We start from the raw sequence: 16,593 nt of genomic DNA, 5'->3' as shown, positions 1-16,593 counted from the left end.
CATGCGCTGGATCACCCGCCCCGGCTGGCCCGGTAACCTGCTGGCCGTGGTGGCTGGCGCTTCGACGCTGCTCGCCCTCTCACCCTTCGACCTGTGGCCGCTGGCACTGCTGTCGATCGCTGTGTTCTACCTGGGCCTACGCGAGCTGAGCCCACGCCAGGCCATGGGCCGCGGCTGGTGCTTCGGCTTTGGCCTGTACGGTGCCGGCACCAGCTGGATCTACGTCAGCATGACCACCTACGGCGGTGCCTCGCCGCTGCTGGCGGTGCTGCTGTTGCTGGCCTTCTTCGCTGCCATCGCCTGGTTCTTCGCCCTGCCCGCCTGGCTGTGGGCACGCTGGCTGCGGCGCAGCGATTCGCCGCTGGCCGATGCCCTGGCCTTCGCCGCCTTGTGGCTGCTGCAAGAGGCGTTTCGCGGCTGGTTCCTCACCGGCTTCCCCTGGCTGTATGCCGGCTACAGCCAACTGGCCGGGCCGCTGGCCGGGCTGGCACCGCTGGGTGGGGTGTGGCTGATTTCCTTCGTGCTGGCCCTGAGCGCCGCCTTGCTGTGCAACCTGAACCGCCTGCGCGCGCGTTTGCCGGCGCTGGCGGCGGGGCTGATTTTGCTGGTCGCGCCATGGCTGCTGGGCGGGGTACTGAAAGAGCACGCCTGGACGCAACCTGCGGGCGATCCACTGCGCGTGGCGGCGATTCAGGGCAACGTCGAGCAGGATCTGAAATGGGACCCTGCACACATCAACGCACAACTGGCGCTGTACCGCGACCTGAGCCTGACGGCAAAGCCGGTCGACCTGCTGGTCTGGCCGGAAACCGCAGTGCCGATCCTCAAGGATCAGGCGCAGGGCTACCTGGACATGATGGGCAGCTTCGCCGCGGGCCGTGATTCGGCGCTGATCACCGGGGTGCCGGTGCGCGAAACCGTGCAAGGCCAGCGCCGCTACTACAACGGCGTGACCGTGACCGGTGAGGGCGACGGCACCTACCTCAAGCAGAAACTGGTGCCGTTCGGTGAATACGTGCCGTTGCAGGATATGCTGCGCGGCGCCATCGAGTTCTTCAACCTGCCGATGTCCGACTTCGCCCGAGGCCCGTCCGACCAGACGCTGCTTCAGGCCAAGGGTTACCAGATCGCCCCGTACATCTGCTACGAGGTGGTCTACCCCGAGTTCGCTGCCGGCCTTGCCGCACGCAGCGACCTGCTGCTGACCATCAGCAACGACACCTGGTTCGGCACTTCGATAGGCCCGCTGCAACACCTGCAAATGGCGCAGATGCGTGCCCTGGAAGCCGGGCGCTGGATGATCCGCGCCACCAACAACGGCGTCACCGCACTGATCGACCCGTTCGGCCGCATCACCGCACAGGTGCCGCAGTTCGAGCAGGCGGTGCTGTACGGTGAGGTGGTGCCGATGCAGCAACTGACGCCCTACCTGCAATGGCGCTCCTGGCCGCTGGCCAGCCTATGCGTCGTGCTGCTGGGCTGGGCGCTGCTGGCTCGGCGCAGGGCGCGCGCGCTGTAACCTGGCGCAATGCCTCAGTAGAACAGCCGGTACCCCAGCAGGCCGACGGCTTCATTGAGCAGTTGGCCGTTCTGCCACATTGCGCGGCTTTCCGGCAGTAGCCCGGCGAACGGCCGCGCGTTGTCGCGGCCAAGGAAACCGACCGGTGCCGGCACCACGCTGAAACCGGCGCGCTCGAAACTCCAGCGCGCCCGCTGCATGTGCCAGGCCTGGGTCACCAGCACCACACGCCGTTTGCCCAGAGGCTGCAGCAAGGCAGCGCTGTAAGTGGCGTTTTCCCACGTGGTGCGGCTGGCCTGCTCTTGCCAGGTCACCGGTACGGCAAAGTCGCGTTGCATACCCTCAGCCATCAACTGCGCCTCGCTGGGCCGCGTGCCGTAGTGCAGGCCGCCGCTGGTCAGCACGGGCAGGCCGCTGGCCTTGGCCAGTGCGGCGGCGAAACGCATGCGCTCGATGGCCAGCAGGCTCGGCTGGTCGGCACCGCCCCAGGCCGGGTCGCCGCGCTCGCGGCCGGCGCCGAGCACGACGATCACATCGCCACGCTCGGCCAACTGCGCCCACTGCTCCGGGGCCAGGGGCGGCTCACTTTCCAGCACACGCGCCGCCTGCTCCATCACCAGCGGCAGGCTCATCAGCAGCAGCCCGCCGGCACCGCTGAAAAAGCACAGTGCCGCCAGCCGCGGCCGGCGACGGCGCAGCCACCAGCCGAGCGACAGCAGAATCAGCAGCAGCCCGGGCGGCAGCAACCATTGTTTGATGAAGAACCTGATCGGCATGGCGCACACCTTTGTCGAAGGCCTGCAGCCTAGGAGGATCGGCGCTGCGCCTCAAGAGCGCGGGCACCGATCAGGTTGAACAGGGTTGAGTGTCAGGCGCGGCCCGCCGGAGGGCGGGCGCGGATTACCTGGAGGTCTGCGTGCGAGTAGCCGGCGCGCGCGCGGGACGCTTGCGGTCTTTGAGCCAGATGACTCTGGCAGTGCTGGCCGGCGCGCGGTTGTCGCGGCCCGCCTGGGCGAGGCGACCGAGCGCCTGGGTTTCCAGCCAGGTCCTGATCAGCTCGAACTCGGCGGGGCTCAGACCTCGCAGTTCCAGCTCAGTGGGTGTCTCGTCGCGCAATCGGACGGCAGTCCTGGCGGTTTCCAAGGCCAGGCCAAGACGATCGATCAGGCGTTCATAGACCTCCGGTTCGGTTGTGGTCAGCGGCGAATCTCCCATCCGTACACCTCATTGAAGATAACGATATCTCCCCCCAGCCATGAGCTTAGCGTCACTCGCAAAAGCAGCCGGGCGCCGCGACCAACGGCCCCCGGGCATAGATTGGTTAGCCAGCGGCGGCGGCGCTCATGTATGCTACGGCGCTCACTCTCACGACGCCGGAGTGCCGGACGCAGCGAGGTTGCGCTGCCTGGAACAGGGTCCCTTCTCTCTCAGCAAAAAGTAGCCATGCACGAACAATACACGCCCCGTGATATCGAAGCCGCCGCCCAGTCTTTCTGGGATGCGCAACAGTCGTTCGCCGTCAATGAACAGCCAGGCAAGGACACTTACTACTGCCTGTCGATGTTCCCGTACCCGAGCGGCAAGCTACACATGGGCCACGTGCGCAACTACACCATCGGTGATGTGATCAGCCGTTACCAGCGCATGCTGGGCAAGAACGTGCTGCAGCCCATGGGCTGGGACGCCTTCGGCATGCCGGCGGAAAACGCCGCGATGAAGAACAACGTCGCCCCGGCCAAGTGGACCTACGAAAACATCGATTACATGAAGACCCAGCTGATGAGCCTGGGTCTGGCCATCGACTGGTCGCGTGAAGTCACCACCTGCAAGCCGGACTACTACCGCTGGGAACAATGGCTGTTCACTCGCCTGTTCGAAAAAGGCGTGATCTACCGCAAGAACGGCACCGTCAACTGGGACCCGGCCGACCAGACGGTCCTGGCCAACGAGCAGGTCATCGATGGCCGTGGCTGGCGTTCCGGTGCGCTGATCGAAAAGCGCGAAATCCCGATGTACTACTTCCGCATCACCGACTACGCCGACGAGCTGCTGGAAAGCCTCGACGAGCTGCCGGGCTGGCCTGAACAGGTCAAGACCATGCAGCGCAACTGGATCGGCAAGTCGCGCGGCATGGAAGTGCAGTTCCCCTTTGATCAGGCCAGCATCGGCCATGCCGGCGCGCTGAAGGTATTCACCACCCGTCCCGACACGCTGATGGGCGCCACCTACGTTGCCGTTGCCGCCGAGCACCCGCTGGCGACCCAGGCCGCCCAGGGCGATGCCGCGTTGCAGGCGTTCATCGATGAATGCAAATCGGGCAGCGTCGCCGAGGCCGACATGGCCACCCAAGAGAAGAAAGGCATGCCCACTTCTCTGCGCGTCGAGCACCCGCTGACCGGCGAAAAACTGCCGGTGTGGGTCGCCAACTACGTGCTCATGCACTACGGCGACGGCGCGGTCATGGCGGTTCCTGCCCACGACGAGCGCGATTTCGAATTCGCCCGCAAGTACCAGCTGCCGGTCAAGGCGGTGGTGCGTACCAGCGCCGGCGACGAGGTCGGCAGCGAGTGGCTCGAGGCCTATGGCGAGCACGGCCAGCTGATCAACTCCGGCGAGTTCGACGGCCTCGACTTCGCCGGTGCCTTCGACGCCATGGAAGCCGCGCTGATCCGCAAGGACCTGGGCAAGTCGCGTACCCAGTTCCGCCTGCGCGACTGGGGCATCAGCCGCCAGCGCTACTGGGGCTGCCCGATCCCGATCATTCACTGCGCACAATGCGGTGACGTGCCGGTGCCGGAAGACCAACTGCCGGTCAAGCTGCCCGAGAACGTGGTGCCCGACGGCGCCGGTTCGCCGCTGGCGCGCATGCCTGAGTTCTACGAGTGCACCTGCCCCACCTGCGGCAGCCCGGCCAAGCGTGAAACCGACACCATGGACACCTTCGTCGAGTCGTCCTGGTACTTCGCCCGCTACGCCTCGCCGAACTACGAAGGTGGCATGGTCGATCCGAAAGCGGCCAACCACTGGCTGCCGGTCGACCAGTACATCGGCGGCATCGAGCACGCGATCCTGCACCTGCTGTACGCGCGCTTCTTCCACAAGCTGATGCGCGACGAGGGCCTGGTCACCTCCAACGAGCCGTTCAAGAACCTGCTGACCCAGGGCATGGTGGTCGCCGAAACCTACTACCGCGTTGCCAGCAACGGCGGCAAGGACTGGTTCAACCCGGCCGACGTCGAGATCGAGCGCGATGCCAAGGCCAAGATCATCGGCGCGCGCCTGAAGAGCGATGGCCTGCCGGTTGAAATCGGCGGCACCGAGAAGATGTCCAAGTCGAAGAACAACGGCGTCGATCCGCAGTCGATGATCGAAGCCTACGGCGCCGACACCTGCCGCCTGTTCATGATGTTCGCCTCGCCACCCGACCAGAGCCTGGAATGGTCCGACTCCGGCGTCGAAGGCGCCAGCCGCTTCCTGCGCCGTGTCTGGCGTCTGGCCCAGGGCCACGTGGCCCAAGGCCCATCCGGGGCGCTGGATGTCAGTGCCCTGGACGATGCGCAGAAGGCCGTGCGCCGCGCCATCCATGCGGCGATTCGCCAGGCCAGCACCGATATCGGCCAGTTCCACAAGTTCAACACCGCCATCGCCCAGGTGATGACGCTGATGAATGTACTGGAAAAGGCGCCGCAGGCCAGCGCTCAGGATCGCGCATTGCTGCAGGAAGGTCTGGAAGCGGTGACGCTGCTGCTGGCACCGATCACTCCGCACATCTCCCATGCGCTGTGGGCGCACCTGGGCCACGCTGGCGCGGTGATCGACGCGACCTGGCCTGCGGTGGACGAGAGCGCGCTGGTGCAAGACACCCTGACCCTGGTGGTGCAGGTCAACGGCAAGCTGCGCGGTCAGGTTGAAATGCCGGCCAGCGCCAGCCGAGAAGAAGTCGAAGCCGCTGCGCGCAGCAACGAAAACGTCCTGCGTTTCCTCGATGGTCTGACCATTCGCAAGGTCATCGTGGTACCGGGCAAGCTGGTCAACATCGTCGCCAACTGATGGCAACGCCTGCTCGCCAAGGGTGCGAGCAGGCGGAATCGGCCCACAAGGGAGCTACAACATGATCAAACGCAATCTGCTGGTGATGGGCCTGGCCGTCATGCTCAGCGCCTGCGGCTTCCAGCTGCGCGGCACCGGTGCCAATGACCTGAACATCCGCGAACTCGACCTCAGCGCGCGCAACGCCTATGGCGATACGGTCAAGCAACTGCGCACCGCGCTGGAAAACAACGGCGTCAAGGTGTACAGCGGCGCGCCGTACCACCTGGTGCTGACCAACGAACAGGACACCCAGCGCGCGGCCACCTACACCGGCGGCACCCGCTCGGCCGAGTACGAACTGACCACCGTGGTCAGCTATGTCGTGCAGGGCTTGAACAACGCCGAGCTGCTGTCCGACAAGCTGGAAGTGCACAAGATGTACGTGCATGACGGCAACAACATCACCGGCTCCGACCTCGAAGCCCAGCGCGTGCGCAAAGAAATGCGCAACGATGTCGTGCAGGGCCTGATGCTGCGCCTGCAACAGCTGACTCCAGCACAGCTCGACGAGCTGCAGCGCAAGGCCGACCTGCGCGCCAAGGCTGAAGCCGAACAGATGGAAGCGGCCCGCCGTGCGCAGGACGCCACGCCCCAGCAATCGCCGATGGAAGTTCCGGCCAACTGAGGCCGAGCGGGGCACTGCGGTGCCCCGCCCTATTTCATGAAGCTTGCCCCCGCCCAGCTCAACAAACACCTGCAAGGCAGCCTGGCGCCGGTCTACGTGGTCAGCGGCGACGACCCGCTGCTGTGCCAGGAAGCCGCCGATGCCATCCGCGTGGCCGCGCGCGCCCAGGGTTTCGATGAGCGCCAGGTGTTCAGCGCCGACGCCAACTTCGACTGGGGCACCTTGCTGCAAGCCGGTGCCAGCCTGTCGCTGTTCGCCCAGCGGCGCCTGCTGGAGCTGCGCCTGCCGTCGGGCAAACCCGGCGATAAAGGCGCTGCTGCATTGATCGAATACTGCAGCAGACCCGCCGAAGACACCGTGCTGCTGATCAGCCTGCCGCGGCTCGATGCCAGCGCCCAGCGCAGCAAATGGGGCAAGGCGCTGGTGGAAGGTCAAGCGTGCCAGTTCATCCAGATCTGGCCGGTGGAAGCACGCCAGCTGCCGCAGTGGATCAATCAACGCTTGGCCCAGGCCGGGCTGTCGGCGCAGCGCGACGCGGTAGACCTGATCGCCACCCGCGTCGAAGGCAACCTGTTGGCCGCAGCGCAGGAAATCGAAAAGCTCAAGCTGCTCGCCGAAGGCAACCAGATCACCGTCGACACGGTGCAGGCGGCAGTGGCCGACAGCGCGCGCTTCGACGTTTTCGGCCTGGTCGACGCGATTCTTGCCGGTGACGCCGGGCATGCCCTGCGCATTCTCGAAGGGCTGCGCGGCGAAGGTGTCGAGCCGCCGGTGATTCTCTGGGCACTGGCCCGCGAGCTGCGTTCACTGGCAGGGCTGGCCCAGCAGTTCAGCCAGGGCGTGCCGCTGGACAAAGCCTTCAGCCAGGCCAAGCCACCGATCTGGGACAAGCGCCGGCCGCTGGTGAGCAAAGCGCTACAGCGGCTATCAGCGCAGCGCTGGGCGCAGCTGTTGCAGGATGCCCAGCGCATCGATGCGCAAATCAAAGGCCAAGCCGAGGGGTCGCCGTGGATGAGCCTGAGCCGCCTGACCCTGCTGATGGCCGGCCAGCGCCTGGCACTGCCCGCGCAGTGACTGCAACGGCGATTGACATATTCAATTGGCCTGCACTCAAGTTGAGTCCTACAGTGCCCATCGTCTTACACCCCAGACAGGACACTGCCATGAGCAAAAAGGCCAGCAAACCCGGCCCGAACAAAGCCAAATCGATCATCGCCCAGCCACTGTTCCGCTGCCGCCAGGAACGCGCCGGCAAGGGCAAAGGCAGCTACCGCCGCGAAGCCTTCCAATCGAGAGATTGGGAGGCTTCTTCCTTTCTGGCGGCATGAAGGCGTAAACCGCACAAGCATGATATGGTCGTCACCTGCCCTGTAATTCCTGGACCTGTGCATGCCTCCCAGTCTTTTCCCTCGCTGGCAATCGCGCCAGCTGATCGCGGCCTCCAGTCTCATTCTGCTCGTGGCCTGCGCGGAAAAACCCACCGCCGCCGATGCGCTACCGCTACCGCCAGCCCAACCGGCACCGGTGGTGACCGTCCCCAACGCCCAAGCAGACACCAGCAGCGACATCCAGCCGGTACAAACCTTCGCCCAGTGGCAGGCAGGCTTCCGCGAGCAAGCGCTGCAGGCCGGCATTTCCGCCAGCCTGTTCGATCGGGCCTTCCTCGGCGTCACTCCGGACATGGACGTGATCAAGGCCGACCGCAGCCAACCCGAGTTCAGCCGCCCGGTGTGGGAGTACCTCGAAGGCGCCCTGTCGCCGCTGCGGGTGCGTAACGGCAAGCGCCTGCTCGAGCAGAACGCCGAGTTGCTGGCGCGCCTGGAACAGCGCTATGGGGTCGACCGGCAGATTCTGGTCGCGGTGTGGGGCATGGAAAGCAACTTCGGTCAGTTCCAGGGCAGCAAGTCGGTGATCCGATCGCTGGCGACCCTGGCCTATGAGGGCCGCCGTCCGCAGTTCGCCCAGGATCAGCTGATCGCCGCCCTGCAGATCCTGCAGAACGGCGACATCCAGCCAGACGCCATGCTCGGCTCGTGGGCCGGCGCCATGGGCCAGACCCAGTTCATCCCCACCACCTACAACACCCATGCCGTCGACTTCGACGGCGACGGCCGCCGCGACATCTGGAAAAGCACGCCTGATGCCCTCGCCTCCACCGCCCACTACCTGCAAAGCTCTGGCTGGAAGCGTGGCCAGCCGTGGGGCTTCGAGGTGCAGGTGCCAGCCGGCTTCGACTACTGGCAGGCAGACGGCGCGCAGCGCAAAACCGTCAGCCAGTGGCTGCAGATGGGCGTGACCTTGCCCGCCGGCACGCAGTTGCCGGCGGGCAGCAACGAACTGTCTGCCGCATTGCTGCTGCCGGCCGGTGCCCGCGGCCCGGCGTTCCTGGTACTGGACAACTTCCGCGCCATTCTCAAGTACAACAACTCTTCGTCATACGCGCTGGCGGTCAGCCTGTTGGGTGATCGCTTCTCCGGCTGGGGTTTCATCGGCGGCAGTTGGCCGAAGGACGACCAACCGCTGAGCCGTAGCGAGCGTGTCGAACTGCAGAACCTGCTCAATGCCAGCGGTCACGAGGCTGGCAATGCCGATGGCATCATCGGCGCGAACACTCGCAAGGCGATTCGTACCGCGCAGCAGGCGTTGGGCTGGCCGGCAGATGGCTACCCCACGCACAAGCTGCTCGACAGTTTGCGCAGGTAGCCACGGCGCCCAGGTTAGTCGCGACACCACGCGTGGGCTGCTGCGCAGCCCATCGCCGGTAACCCTGAGCGCCCGCCGTTACGACCTGAACAGGTTTTGTTCCAGCGTCAGAGTCTGCGCCGTACTGTCCAGGCGCACTTGGGCGCCTAAAGGCAGGCACAGATTCGGGTCGCAATGACCGCTGCGCCAGCCGGCCAGTACTGGTATCTGCAAAGGGTCGAAGATATCCCGCAACAAGGGCGTCAAAGCCGCGACCGTGATGCCTGCGAAATCGCCCACCAATACCCCTTTCAGCCCCGCAAGCTTGCCCGCCAGGCGTAGCTGAGTCAGCAGTCGGTCGACCCGATACAGTGGCTCGTTGACGTCCTCGATGAACAGGATCGCGCCCTGCAGCTCTATCTCCGCTGGGGTGCCCAGCGTAGCGCCGAGCATCGACAGGTTACCGCCCAGCAGACGGCCACTGGCAGCGCCAGCACGCACGCAGGTCAGTGGGTGATGCGACGGATGAGCGATCAGCGCGCCTTGTGCCAAGCGTCCTGTAAGCAGGTCGAGTAACGATGATTCGGTGGGCGCCTGCTTGCCGCCCAGCAGATCGGCATTGAGCATCGCGCCGTGGAAGGTCAGCAAGCGAGCATGGTGAGCGAAGGCGGTGTGCAGTGCGGTGATATCGCTGTAGCCGATCAGCGGCTTGGGGTTGCGTGCCACGAGTTCGAAGTCGAGAGTATCGAGCAAACGCATGCTGCCGTAGCCACCGCGCATGCACAGGATCGCATCGATGTCAGGGTCGGCGAAGGCGTCATGCAGGTCTTGCGCACGCTGCGCATCACTGCCTGCCAGGTAGCCATCGGCCTGCATGACACTGGGATACAACCGGCACTGCAAGCCGCGCTGGCGAAACCAGTGCTCGGCCTTCGCCGTATCGACACGTGCCGGGCCGGCCGGCGCCACCACGGCGAAGCGCGCGCCGGCGGTCAACGGGCGGGGCAAGAGGAAGTTCTCGGGTTCAGCGCAGTTCATGTGATGACTCCTTGCTAGACAGGGGCGGTCACCTTAGGCATGGATGAACGCCCTGCCCCATCGGGTAAGGCTTACCCCATAAAAAAGCCGATGGCGCCTGTTCGGCGCGCATCGGCGTCGTGGACTCAGCCTGGCGTCAAAGCTTGATCTTGGCTTCGTGCGCCTGCTGGTCGGCGTGGTACGAGGAACGTACCAGCGGCCCGGAAGCCACGTTCTTGAAGCCCATCTTGTAACCTTCCTCGGCGAACCAGGCGAAGGTGTCCGGGTGCACGAAGCGCTGCACCGGCAGGTGGCTGCGCGACGGTTGCAGGTACTGGCCGAGGGTGAGCATGTCGATGTCATGTTCGCGCATGCGGTGCATGACCTCGATGACCTCTTCGTCGGTTTCACCCAGGCCCAGCATCAGGCCGGACTTGGTCGGCACATGCGGCACCAGCTGCTTGAATTTCTGCAGCAGGTCGAGCGACCAGTCGTAGTCCGAACCCGGACGCGCCGCCTTGTACAGGCGTGGCACGGTTTCCAGGTTATGGTTGAACACATCCGGCGGCTCGGCGGCGGTAATGGCCAGCGCCACGTCCATGCGCCCGCGGTAGTCCGGCACCAGGGTTTCCAACTGCACGCCCGGTGACAGCGCGCGGATTTCGCGAATGCAGTCGGCGAAGTGCTGGGCACCGCCGTCGCGCAGGTCGTCGCGGTCGACCGAGGTGATCACCACGTACTTGAGGCGCAGGTCGGCGATGGCCACGGCCAGGTTCTTCGGCTCGTCGGCATCCAGCGCCTTGGGCCGGCCATGACCGACGTCGCAGAACGGGCAACGACGGGTGCAGATGTCGCCCATGATCATGAAGGTGGCCGTGCCGCCCGAGAAGCACTCACCCAGGTTCGGGCAAGAGGCTTCTTCGCAGACACTGTGCAGCTTGTGCTTGCGCAGCAATTGCTTGATGCGGTCGACCTCCGGCGATACCGGAATGCGCACACGAATCCAGTCGGGCTTCTTCGGCAATTCGTCGGTGGGGATGATCTTCACCGGAATCCGCGCAACCTTCTCGGCACCGCGCAGCTTGACGCCGGCTTCGACTTTCTTGGGCGCCGGACGCGGCGTCACGTCGGTGGTGGCGATGAGGTTCGGCACGGCTTCTTGCACAGTTGTCATATTCAGTCGATTCCGCCCGTGAGGGTCGTCTGCTCTGCGTAGTCGAGGTGTCTGACCAGCTGTTCACGCAGCCTCGTCCTGACCTCGTCGAGTTCGATCGGGCCTGTGTGCTCGCTCAGCTGGGTCATGACCAGCCCGGCATAGCCACAGGGATTGATGCGGCGAAACGGCGCCAGGTCCATGTCGACGTTCAGCGCCAAGCCATGGAACGAGCAACCGTTACGGATGCGCAGCCCCAGCGAGGCGATCTTCGCCCCGTCGACGTACACCCCGGGGGCATCGGGCCTGGCCGCCGCTTGCACACCGAAACTGGCGAGCAGGTCGACCAGGCTGCGCTCGATGCGGCTGACCAGTTCGCGCACGCCAATGCCGCGGCGGCGCACGTCGAGCAGCAAGTAGGCCACCAGTTGCCCGGGGCCGTGGTAGGTCACCTGGCCGCCGCGCTCGGTCTGCACCAACGGAATGTCGCCCGGCAACAGCAGGTGCTCGGGCTTGCCCGCCTGGCCCTGGGTGAACACCGGGGTGTGCTCGACCAGCCAGACTTCATCCTGAATCGTCGCGTCACGCTGCCCGGTAAAACGCCGCATGGCTTCCAGCACCGGTTCATAGGGCTGTAGACCAAGCTCGCGAAAACCCAGGCACGCGTGCATCAGAGCACCATTTTCACGATGCCGGTGGCACGCAGGGCGCTGTTGATGTCGTGCAGCTGATCTTCGCTGGTGGCGACGATATGCAGCTGCACGGTGGTGTACTTGCCTTCCTTGCTCTGCCGCTCGGCCAGAGTCGAGAGGTCGACTTCGGCGTGCTTCTTGAGAATTTCGATCACCGTGTCGCGGAAATTGACCACGGTGTCACCGATCACCTTGATCGGATAGTCGGCGCAGGGGAATTCGATTTTGTGCGACTTGACGTCTGCTTCGCTCATGGCAGTAACGGCCTCGTAAGCCGTGGCAACAACAAAACCCCCGCGGGTGGGCGGGGGCTTGCCGGGTCACGTATCAGTTGAACAAGCCATAGAAGAATAGCCGAATGCTATCCCACATACGACGGATGAAACCACCTTCCTCGACCGGCTCGAGGGCGATCAGGTCGGCGCTGTGGACCACTTTCTCGTCCAGTTTGACTTCCACTTTACCGATCACGTCACCTTGCGCGATAGGCGCGGTGAGCTGCGGGTTGATGGTCATCGAAGCCTGCAGGCGCTTGAGCTGGCCTTTGGGCATGGTCATGGTCAGGTCGTTGGCCAGGCCGGCCTTGACCTGCGAGGTAGCACCCTTCCACACCGGCGCCTGGGCCAGTTCGGTACCTTTCTGATAGAAGGTCTGGGTTTCGAAGAAGCGGAAGCCGTAGGTCAGCAGTTTCTGCGTTTCGGCAGCGCGAGATTGCTCGCTGTTGGTGCCGAACACCACGGCGATCAGACGCTGGCCGTCACGCACTGCCGAGGACACCATGCAGTAGCCGGCCTCTTCGGTGTGGCCGGTTTTCAGGCCGTCGACGGTCTTGTCACGCCACAGCAGCAGGTTGCGGTTCGGCTGCTTGATGTTGTTCCAGAAGAACTCTTTCTGCGAGTAGATCGCGTAGTGCGCCGGATCTTCGTTGATGATCGCCCGGGCCAGCACGGCCATGTCGTGCGCCGAGGAGTAGTGCTCGGGGTGCGGCAGGCCGGTCGGGTTCATGAAGTGGCTGTTGCTCATGCCCAGGTCGGCAGCGGTCTTGTTCATCATGTCGGCGAAAGCATCTTCGCTGCCGGCGATGTGCTCGGAGAGCGCCACCGAGGCGTCGTTACCCGACTGAATGATGATGCCGTGCAGCAGGTCGCTGACGCTGACCTGGGTGCCGACCTTGATGAACATGCGCGAACCACCGGTGCGCCAGGCGTTTTCGCTGACGGTGACCGGATCGTTCTCGCCGATCTGCCCGCGACGGATGTCGAGTGTGGCGATGTAGGCGGTCATCAGTTTGGTCAGGCTGGCGGGCGGCAGGCGCTCGTCACCGTTGTTCTCGACCAGCACGTTGCCGCTGGAGGCGTCCATCAGCACGTAGGATTTGGCGGCCAGTTGCGGCGGTGCTGGCATCATCTGCTCTGCCGCGAAGGCAGCAGGCATGATCATCAGCAGCACGGGCAGGCACAGGCGTTTGGCTATTTTGGTGATGTTCATCCGTCTCTCGTAAATCGCTAAGGGTCTGATGTTTCGTGGACCGGGTAATCTCGGCTATCCAGACCACGCCCCCACATCAATGTTCACGCCCGGGGCCTGGGCCCAGGGTCTGGCGGGCAAAAACGGCCATTGTACATGGCCCTGCCCGCCGATTCATGACAAAACCTACAGATGCGCTCAGTCGGCGCTGACCAGCTTGGCCTGACCGAGATTGGCCAGGCGCACGCTGTCCTGCATCTGCTGCACTTCGCCCTGACTGTTGATCGGCCCCAGGCGAACCCGGTGCAAGGTTTGCTGGTTACGCACGATCGAGCTGATGAACACCGGCGCGCTGACCATGGTGCTCAGTTTCGAGCGCAGCAGCTCGGCGGCATCCGGGTTGGCGAAGGCGCCGACCTGCAGGAACATCGCCCCGCTGTTGGCCGGCCCAGCGTTGCCGCCGACCTGCACAGGCACCACGGGTGCGGCGTGCTGTTGCGGCGGCGGCGTCCACTGCTCGACGGCTCCGGTGCTGGCCGGAAGCGGCTGGGTCTGCGCCACCTGCGGCTCCTTGAGCACCAGCGGCGCCGGGCGGCCACGCTGGGCCCACCACTGCTGCGGATCGATACCCTCGACGCGCACCCGGGCGGTGCCGGTTTCGGCATAGCCAAGCTTCTTCGCCGCCGCGTAGGACAGGTCGATGATGCGGTCGGAGTAGAACGGCCCGCGGTCGTTGACCCGCAGGATCACGCTGCGCTGGTTGTCCAGGTTGGTCACCCGAACATAGGCCGGCAGTGGCAGGGTCTTGTGCGCCGCGCTCATGCCGTAGAGGTCATAGACCTCGCCGTTGGCGGTGTTCTGGCCATGGAACTTGGTGCCATACCACGAGGCCGTGCCCTCGGCGCGGTAGTTGCTCGACTGCTGGATGGGGTAGTAGGTCTTGCCCAGTACCGTGTACGGGTTGGCCTTGTAGTTGCCGGTGTGCAGGGTCGGCGTGGCGTCGGGAATCTTGTTGACGTCCACATCCCACCACGGCGCGCCATCCTTGTGCGCGCGGTTGATGTCCAAGCCCGGCTGCGAGCGCACGATGTCGCCGCTTTGCTTGGGCTTGCTCGCGGTCGGACGACTCGACGAGCAACTGCTCAGCACCAGCGCAGCGGCCAGGCAGCAGACCAGCTTCAAGGTGTTCGCTTGGAAAAAATCGCGCATTTAGTTGACGCCTCGTGCCTTGACCAGCTGCTCGGAAAGCTGATGCACCGCCATGGCATACATCACGCTGCGGTTGTAGCGAGTGATCGCGTAGAAGTTCTTCAGGCCCATCCAGTATTCCGCGCCGTTGTCGCCTTCGAGGCGGAACGCGGTGACCGGCAGATCGCCTGGCAGCGCATCATGACTCGACCAGCCCAGCGCTCGCAACTGAGCCACCGTGCTGGCCGGCTCGATGCCCTGGGTGACGCCTTGCTCGAAGCGATCGCCACTGACCTGGGCACGGCTGACCACGCCTTCGCCGGCCACCCAGCCGTGACGCTTGAAGTAACTGGCGACGCTGCCGATGGCATCGTCCGGGTTGTTCCAGATGTTGATGTGGCCGTCGCCGTCGAAATCCACCGCGTAGGCGCGGAAGCTGCTCGGCATGAACTGCGGCAGGCCCATGGCACCGGCGTAGGAGCCCTTGAGGGTCAGCGGGTCGACTTGCTGCTCGCGGGCCAGCAGCAGGTATTCACGCAGTTCCTTGCGGAAGAACTGCGCCCGCGGCGGGTAATCGAAGCCCAGGGTCGACAGTGCGTCGATCACGCGGAAGTTGCCGGTGTTGCGACCGAAGAAGGTCTCGACGCCGATGATCGCCACGATCACTTGCGCCGGCACGCCGTACTCCTGCTCGGCACGGGCCAGCACGGCCTCGTGCTGGCGCCAGAAGTCGACACCGCGGGCGATGCGCGCGTCGGTGAGGAACATCGGCCGGTATTCCTTCCACGGCTTGACCCGCTCGGCCGGGCGCGAAATGGCGTCGAGAATCGACTGCTTGCGCTGCACCTCGGCGAACACGTCGAACAGCTGCTCGCTGGCGAAGCCGTGGTCGCGGGTCATCTCGGCGACGAACTCGGCCACCTGCGGCGAGCCATCGTAATCGCCGGCATTGGCTTGCTGGACAGCGCCAAGCAACCCCAAGGCACCGATCCACGGCACCCAACGAGCGGCCCAGCCGCGCACGACTTGCATGAAATTGATCACCTTATTCAAACCTGCGCGATCCACTTGCGGTGCGTGTGGATCGACATCAAAACGCCAAACGCTGACAGCAGCGTCACCAACGAAGTTCCGCCATAGCTGATGAAGGGCAACGGCACCCCCACCACTGGCAGCAAGCCGCTCACCATACCGATATTGACGAACACGTACACGAAGAAGGTCATGGTCAGACTGCCGGCCAGCAGTTTGCCGAACAGGGTCTGCGCCTGGGCGGTGATCATCAGCCCGCGGCCGATCAGCAGCAGGTAGATGATCAGCAACAGGCAGATACCCACCAGGCCGAATTCCTCGCCGAGCACGGCGATGATGAAGTCGGTGTGGCTCTCGGGCAGAAAGTCCAGGTGCGACTGGGTGCCGAGCAGCCAGCCCTTGCCGAACACCCCGCCCGAACCGATGGCCGCCTTCGACTGAATGATGTTCCAGCCGGTGCCGAGCGGATCGCTTTCCGGGTCGAGGAAGGTCAGCACGCGCTGCTTCTGGTAGTCGTGCATGACGAAGAACCACATGCCCACCGCCACCGGCACGGCCGCGGTCAGCACGCTGATGATCCAGCGCCAGCGCAGGCCGCCCATGAACAGCACGAAGGCGCCCCCGGCAAGAATCAGCAGCGCGGTGCCGAGGTCGGGCTGGCGCACGATGAGAATGAACGGCACACCGATCAGCACCAGGCTGATCAGCACGTGCTTGAGATGGGGCGGCAAGGTGCGCTTGGACAGGTACCAGGCCAGCGTCGCCGGCATGATGATCTTCATGAATTCCGAGGGCTGGAAGCGGATCACCCCGGGGATGTTGATCCAGCGCGTGGCGCCCATGGCGTTGTGGCCCATGACGTCGACCACCACCAGCAGCAGCACGCCGAACAGGTAAGCCAGCGGCACCCAACGGGCCATGAAGCGCGGTTCGAGCTGGGCGATGATGAACATCGAGCCCAGGCCCAGGCCGAAGGACGTCGCCTGCTTGAGCAGCAAGTCCCAGTTCTTGCCACTGGCCGAATACAGCACGAACAGGCTGCCGGCGGCCAGGGTCAGGAGGATGAGCAGCAACGGCCCATCGATGTGGATGCGTTGCAGGAAGCTGGCGCGGCGGCGCATCACGT

General features: G+C 64.8%; 16 protein-coding genes. 6 read left to right on the top strand and 10 right to left on the bottom strand.

What is annotated here, in order from left to right; all coding sequences use genetic code 11:
- Position 1 precedes the first annotated feature (1 nt).
- Positions 2-1,519, top strand: a complete 1,518-nt coding sequence (gene lnt, locus H618_RS0113300; RefSeq protein ID WP_028695525.1) for an apolipoprotein N-acyltransferase — start codon at positions 2-4, stop codon at positions 1,517-1,519.
- A gap of 14 nt (positions 1,520-1,533) precedes the next feature.
- On the opposite strand, the gene H618_RS0113295 is transcribed toward lnt, so the two are convergent.
- Both H618_RS0113295 and H618_RS0113290 read right to left on the bottom strand, forming a co-directional pair.
- A complete protein-coding gene (locus tag H618_RS0113295; RefSeq protein WP_028695524.1) occupies positions 1,534-2,295 on the bottom strand; it encodes a YdcF family protein in 762 nt (253 codons plus the stop codon).
- 124 nt (positions 2,296-2,419) lie between these two features.
- On the bottom strand, positions 2,420-2,734 hold the full coding sequence (locus H618_RS0113290; RefSeq protein ID WP_028695523.1) for a hypothetical protein: 315 nt from the start codon (positions 2,732-2,734) through the stop codon (positions 2,420-2,422).
- 228 nt (positions 2,735-2,962) lie between these two features.
- Here H618_RS0113290 and leuS point away from each other — a divergent pair, with 228 nt between their 5' ends.
- The 5 genes from leuS to H618_RS0113265 all read left to right on the top strand — a co-directional run bounded on the left by leuS (position 2,963) and on the right by H618_RS0113265 (position 8,939).
- Positions 2,963-5,569 carry a leucine--tRNA ligase gene (gene leuS / locus H618_RS0113285; protein WP_028695522.1) on the top strand — a complete coding sequence of 869 codons (2,607 nt, stop codon included), beginning with the start codon at positions 2,963-2,965 and terminating at the stop codon, positions 5,567-5,569.
- Between the two features lie 61 nt (positions 5,570-5,630).
- Positions 5,631-6,236, top strand: coding sequence for an LPS-assembly lipoprotein LptE (locus tag H618_RS0113280; RefSeq protein WP_028695521.1), 606 nt, complete (start codon positions 5,631-5,633; stop codon positions 6,234-6,236).
- 36 nt (positions 6,237-6,272) lie between these two features.
- On the top strand, positions 6,273-7,310 hold the full coding sequence (gene holA, locus H618_RS0113275; RefSeq protein WP_028695520.1) for a DNA polymerase III subunit delta: 1,038 nt from the start codon (positions 6,273-6,275) through the stop codon (positions 7,308-7,310).
- Positions 7,311-7,399: 89 nt separating this feature from the next.
- Complete coding sequence (arfA, locus tag H618_RS0113270; protein WP_028695519.1) at positions 7,400-7,564, top strand: alternative ribosome rescue factor ArfA; 165 nt, start codon at positions 7,400-7,402, stop codon at positions 7,562-7,564.
- Between the two features lie 61 nt (positions 7,565-7,625).
- Positions 7,626-8,939, top strand: coding sequence for a lytic murein transglycosylase (locus H618_RS0113265; protein ID WP_028695518.1), 1,314 nt, complete (start codon positions 7,626-7,628; stop codon positions 8,937-8,939).
- 78 nt (positions 8,940-9,017) lie between these two features.
- On the opposite strand, the gene H618_RS0113260 is transcribed toward H618_RS0113265, so the two are convergent.
- The 8 genes from H618_RS0113260 to rodA all read right to left on the bottom strand — a co-directional run bounded on the left by H618_RS0113260 (position 9,018) and on the right by rodA (position 16,588).
- A complete protein-coding gene (locus H618_RS0113260) occupies positions 9,018-9,956 on the bottom strand; it encodes a S66 peptidase family protein (RefSeq protein ID WP_028695517.1) in 939 nt (312 codons plus the stop codon).
- 136 nt (positions 9,957-10,092) lie between these two features.
- Positions 10,093-11,109, bottom strand: coding sequence for a lipoyl synthase (lipA, locus tag H618_RS0113255; protein ID WP_033727674.1), 1,017 nt, complete (start codon positions 11,107-11,109; stop codon positions 10,093-10,095).
- 2 nt (positions 11,110-11,111) lie between these two features.
- Positions 11,112-11,759 (bottom strand): lipoyl(octanoyl) transferase LipB, encoded by a 648-nt coding sequence (gene lipB / locus H618_RS0113250; RefSeq protein WP_028695515.1) that lies wholly within the window; start codon positions 11,757-11,759, stop codon positions 11,112-11,114.
- Positions 11,759-12,034, bottom strand: a complete 276-nt coding sequence (locus H618_RS0113245) for a DUF493 domain-containing protein (RefSeq protein WP_028695514.1) — start codon at positions 12,032-12,034, stop codon at positions 11,759-11,761. The genes lipB and H618_RS0113245 overlap by 1 nt, the downstream gene beginning before the upstream one ends.
- A 73-nt stretch (positions 12,035-12,107) precedes the next feature.
- The gene (locus H618_RS0113240; protein ID WP_028695513.1) at positions 12,108-13,268 is read right to left on the bottom strand and encodes a D-alanyl-D-alanine carboxypeptidase family protein; all 1,161 of its coding nucleotides are present in this window, start codon (positions 13,266-13,268) and stop codon (positions 12,108-12,110) included.
- Positions 13,269-13,445: 177 nt separating this feature from the next.
- Entirely contained in the window at positions 13,446-14,456 is a 1,011-nt protein-coding gene (locus H618_RS0113235) for a septal ring lytic transglycosylase RlpA family protein (RefSeq protein WP_028695512.1), read from the bottom strand.
- Positions 14,457-15,467 (bottom strand): lytic murein transglycosylase B, encoded by a 1,011-nt coding sequence (mltB, locus tag H618_RS0113230; RefSeq protein ID WP_028695511.1) that lies wholly within the window; start codon positions 15,465-15,467, stop codon positions 14,457-14,459.
- Between the two features lie 17 nt (positions 15,468-15,484).
- Positions 15,485-16,588 carry a rod shape-determining protein RodA gene (rodA, locus tag H618_RS0113225; RefSeq protein WP_050577315.1) on the bottom strand — a complete coding sequence of 368 codons (1,104 nt, stop codon included), beginning with the start codon at positions 16,586-16,588 and terminating at the stop codon, positions 15,485-15,487.
- Between the last annotated feature and the right edge of the window lie 5 nt (positions 16,589-16,593).

This window comes from Pseudomonas cremoricolorata DSM 17059 = NBRC 16634, from assembly GCF_000425745.1.
In the GTDB taxonomy this organism is placed as follows: domain Bacteria; phylum Pseudomonadota; class Gammaproteobacteria; order Pseudomonadales; family Pseudomonadaceae; genus Aquipseudomonas; species Aquipseudomonas cremoricolorata.
The sequence above is the reverse complement of the archived record's forward strand: the minus strand, read 5'-3'. Positions and strand labels throughout refer to the sequence as shown.

Bases quoted from the DNA above. Each gene is read 5' to 3' on its own strand.
- arfA (WP_028695519.1), top strand. From the start codon at position 7,400: ATGAGCAAAAAGGCCAGCAAACCCGGCCCGAACAAAGCCAAATCGATC.
- H618_RS0113260 (WP_028695517.1), bottom strand. From the start codon at position 9,956: ATGAACTGCGCTGAACCCGAGAACTTCCTCTTGCCCCGCCCGTTGACC.
- holA (WP_028695520.1), top strand. From the start codon at position 6,273: ATGAAGCTTGCCCCCGCCCAGCTCAACAAACACCTGCAAGGCAGCCTG.
- H618_RS0113280 (WP_028695521.1), top strand. From the start codon at position 5,631: ATGATCAAACGCAATCTGCTGGTGATGGGCCTGGCCGTCATGCTCAGC.
- H618_RS0113240 (WP_028695513.1), bottom strand. From the start codon at position 13,268: ATGAACATCACCAAAATAGCCAAACGCCTGTGCCTGCCCGTGCTGCTG.
- H618_RS0113295 (WP_028695524.1), bottom strand. From the start codon at position 2,295: ATGCCGATCAGGTTCTTCATCAAACAATGGTTGCTGCCGCCCGGGCTG.
- leuS (WP_028695522.1), top strand. From the start codon at position 2,963: ATGCACGAACAATACACGCCCCGTGATATCGAAGCCGCCGCCCAGTCT.
- mltB (WP_028695511.1), bottom strand. From the start codon at position 15,467: ATGCAAGTCGTGCGCGGCTGGGCCGCTCGTTGGGTGCCGTGGATCGGT.
- rodA (WP_050577315.1), bottom strand. From the start codon at position 16,588: ATGCGCCGCCGCGCCAGCTTCCTGCAACGCATCCACATCGATGGGCCG.
- lipA (WP_033727674.1), bottom strand. From the start codon at position 11,109: ATGACAACTGTGCAAGAAGCCGTGCCGAACCTCATCGCCACCACCGAC.
- H618_RS0113245 (WP_028695514.1), bottom strand. From the start codon at position 12,034: ATGAGCGAAGCAGACGTCAAGTCGCACAAAATCGAATTCCCCTGCGCC.
- H618_RS0113265 (WP_028695518.1), top strand. From the start codon at position 7,626: ATGCCTCCCAGTCTTTTCCCTCGCTGGCAATCGCGCCAGCTGATCGCG.
- lnt (WP_028695525.1), top strand. From the start codon at position 2: ATGCGCTGGATCACCCGCCCCGGCTGGCCCGGTAACCTGCTGGCCGTG.
- H618_RS0113290 (WP_028695523.1), bottom strand. From the start codon at position 2,734: ATGGGAGATTCGCCGCTGACCACAACCGAACCGGAGGTCTATGAACGC.
- lipB (WP_028695515.1), bottom strand. From the start codon at position 11,759: ATGCACGCGTGCCTGGGTTTTCGCGAGCTTGGTCTACAGCCCTATGAA.
- H618_RS0113235 (WP_028695512.1), bottom strand. From the start codon at position 14,456: ATGCGCGATTTTTTCCAAGCGAACACCTTGAAGCTGGTCTGCTGCCTG.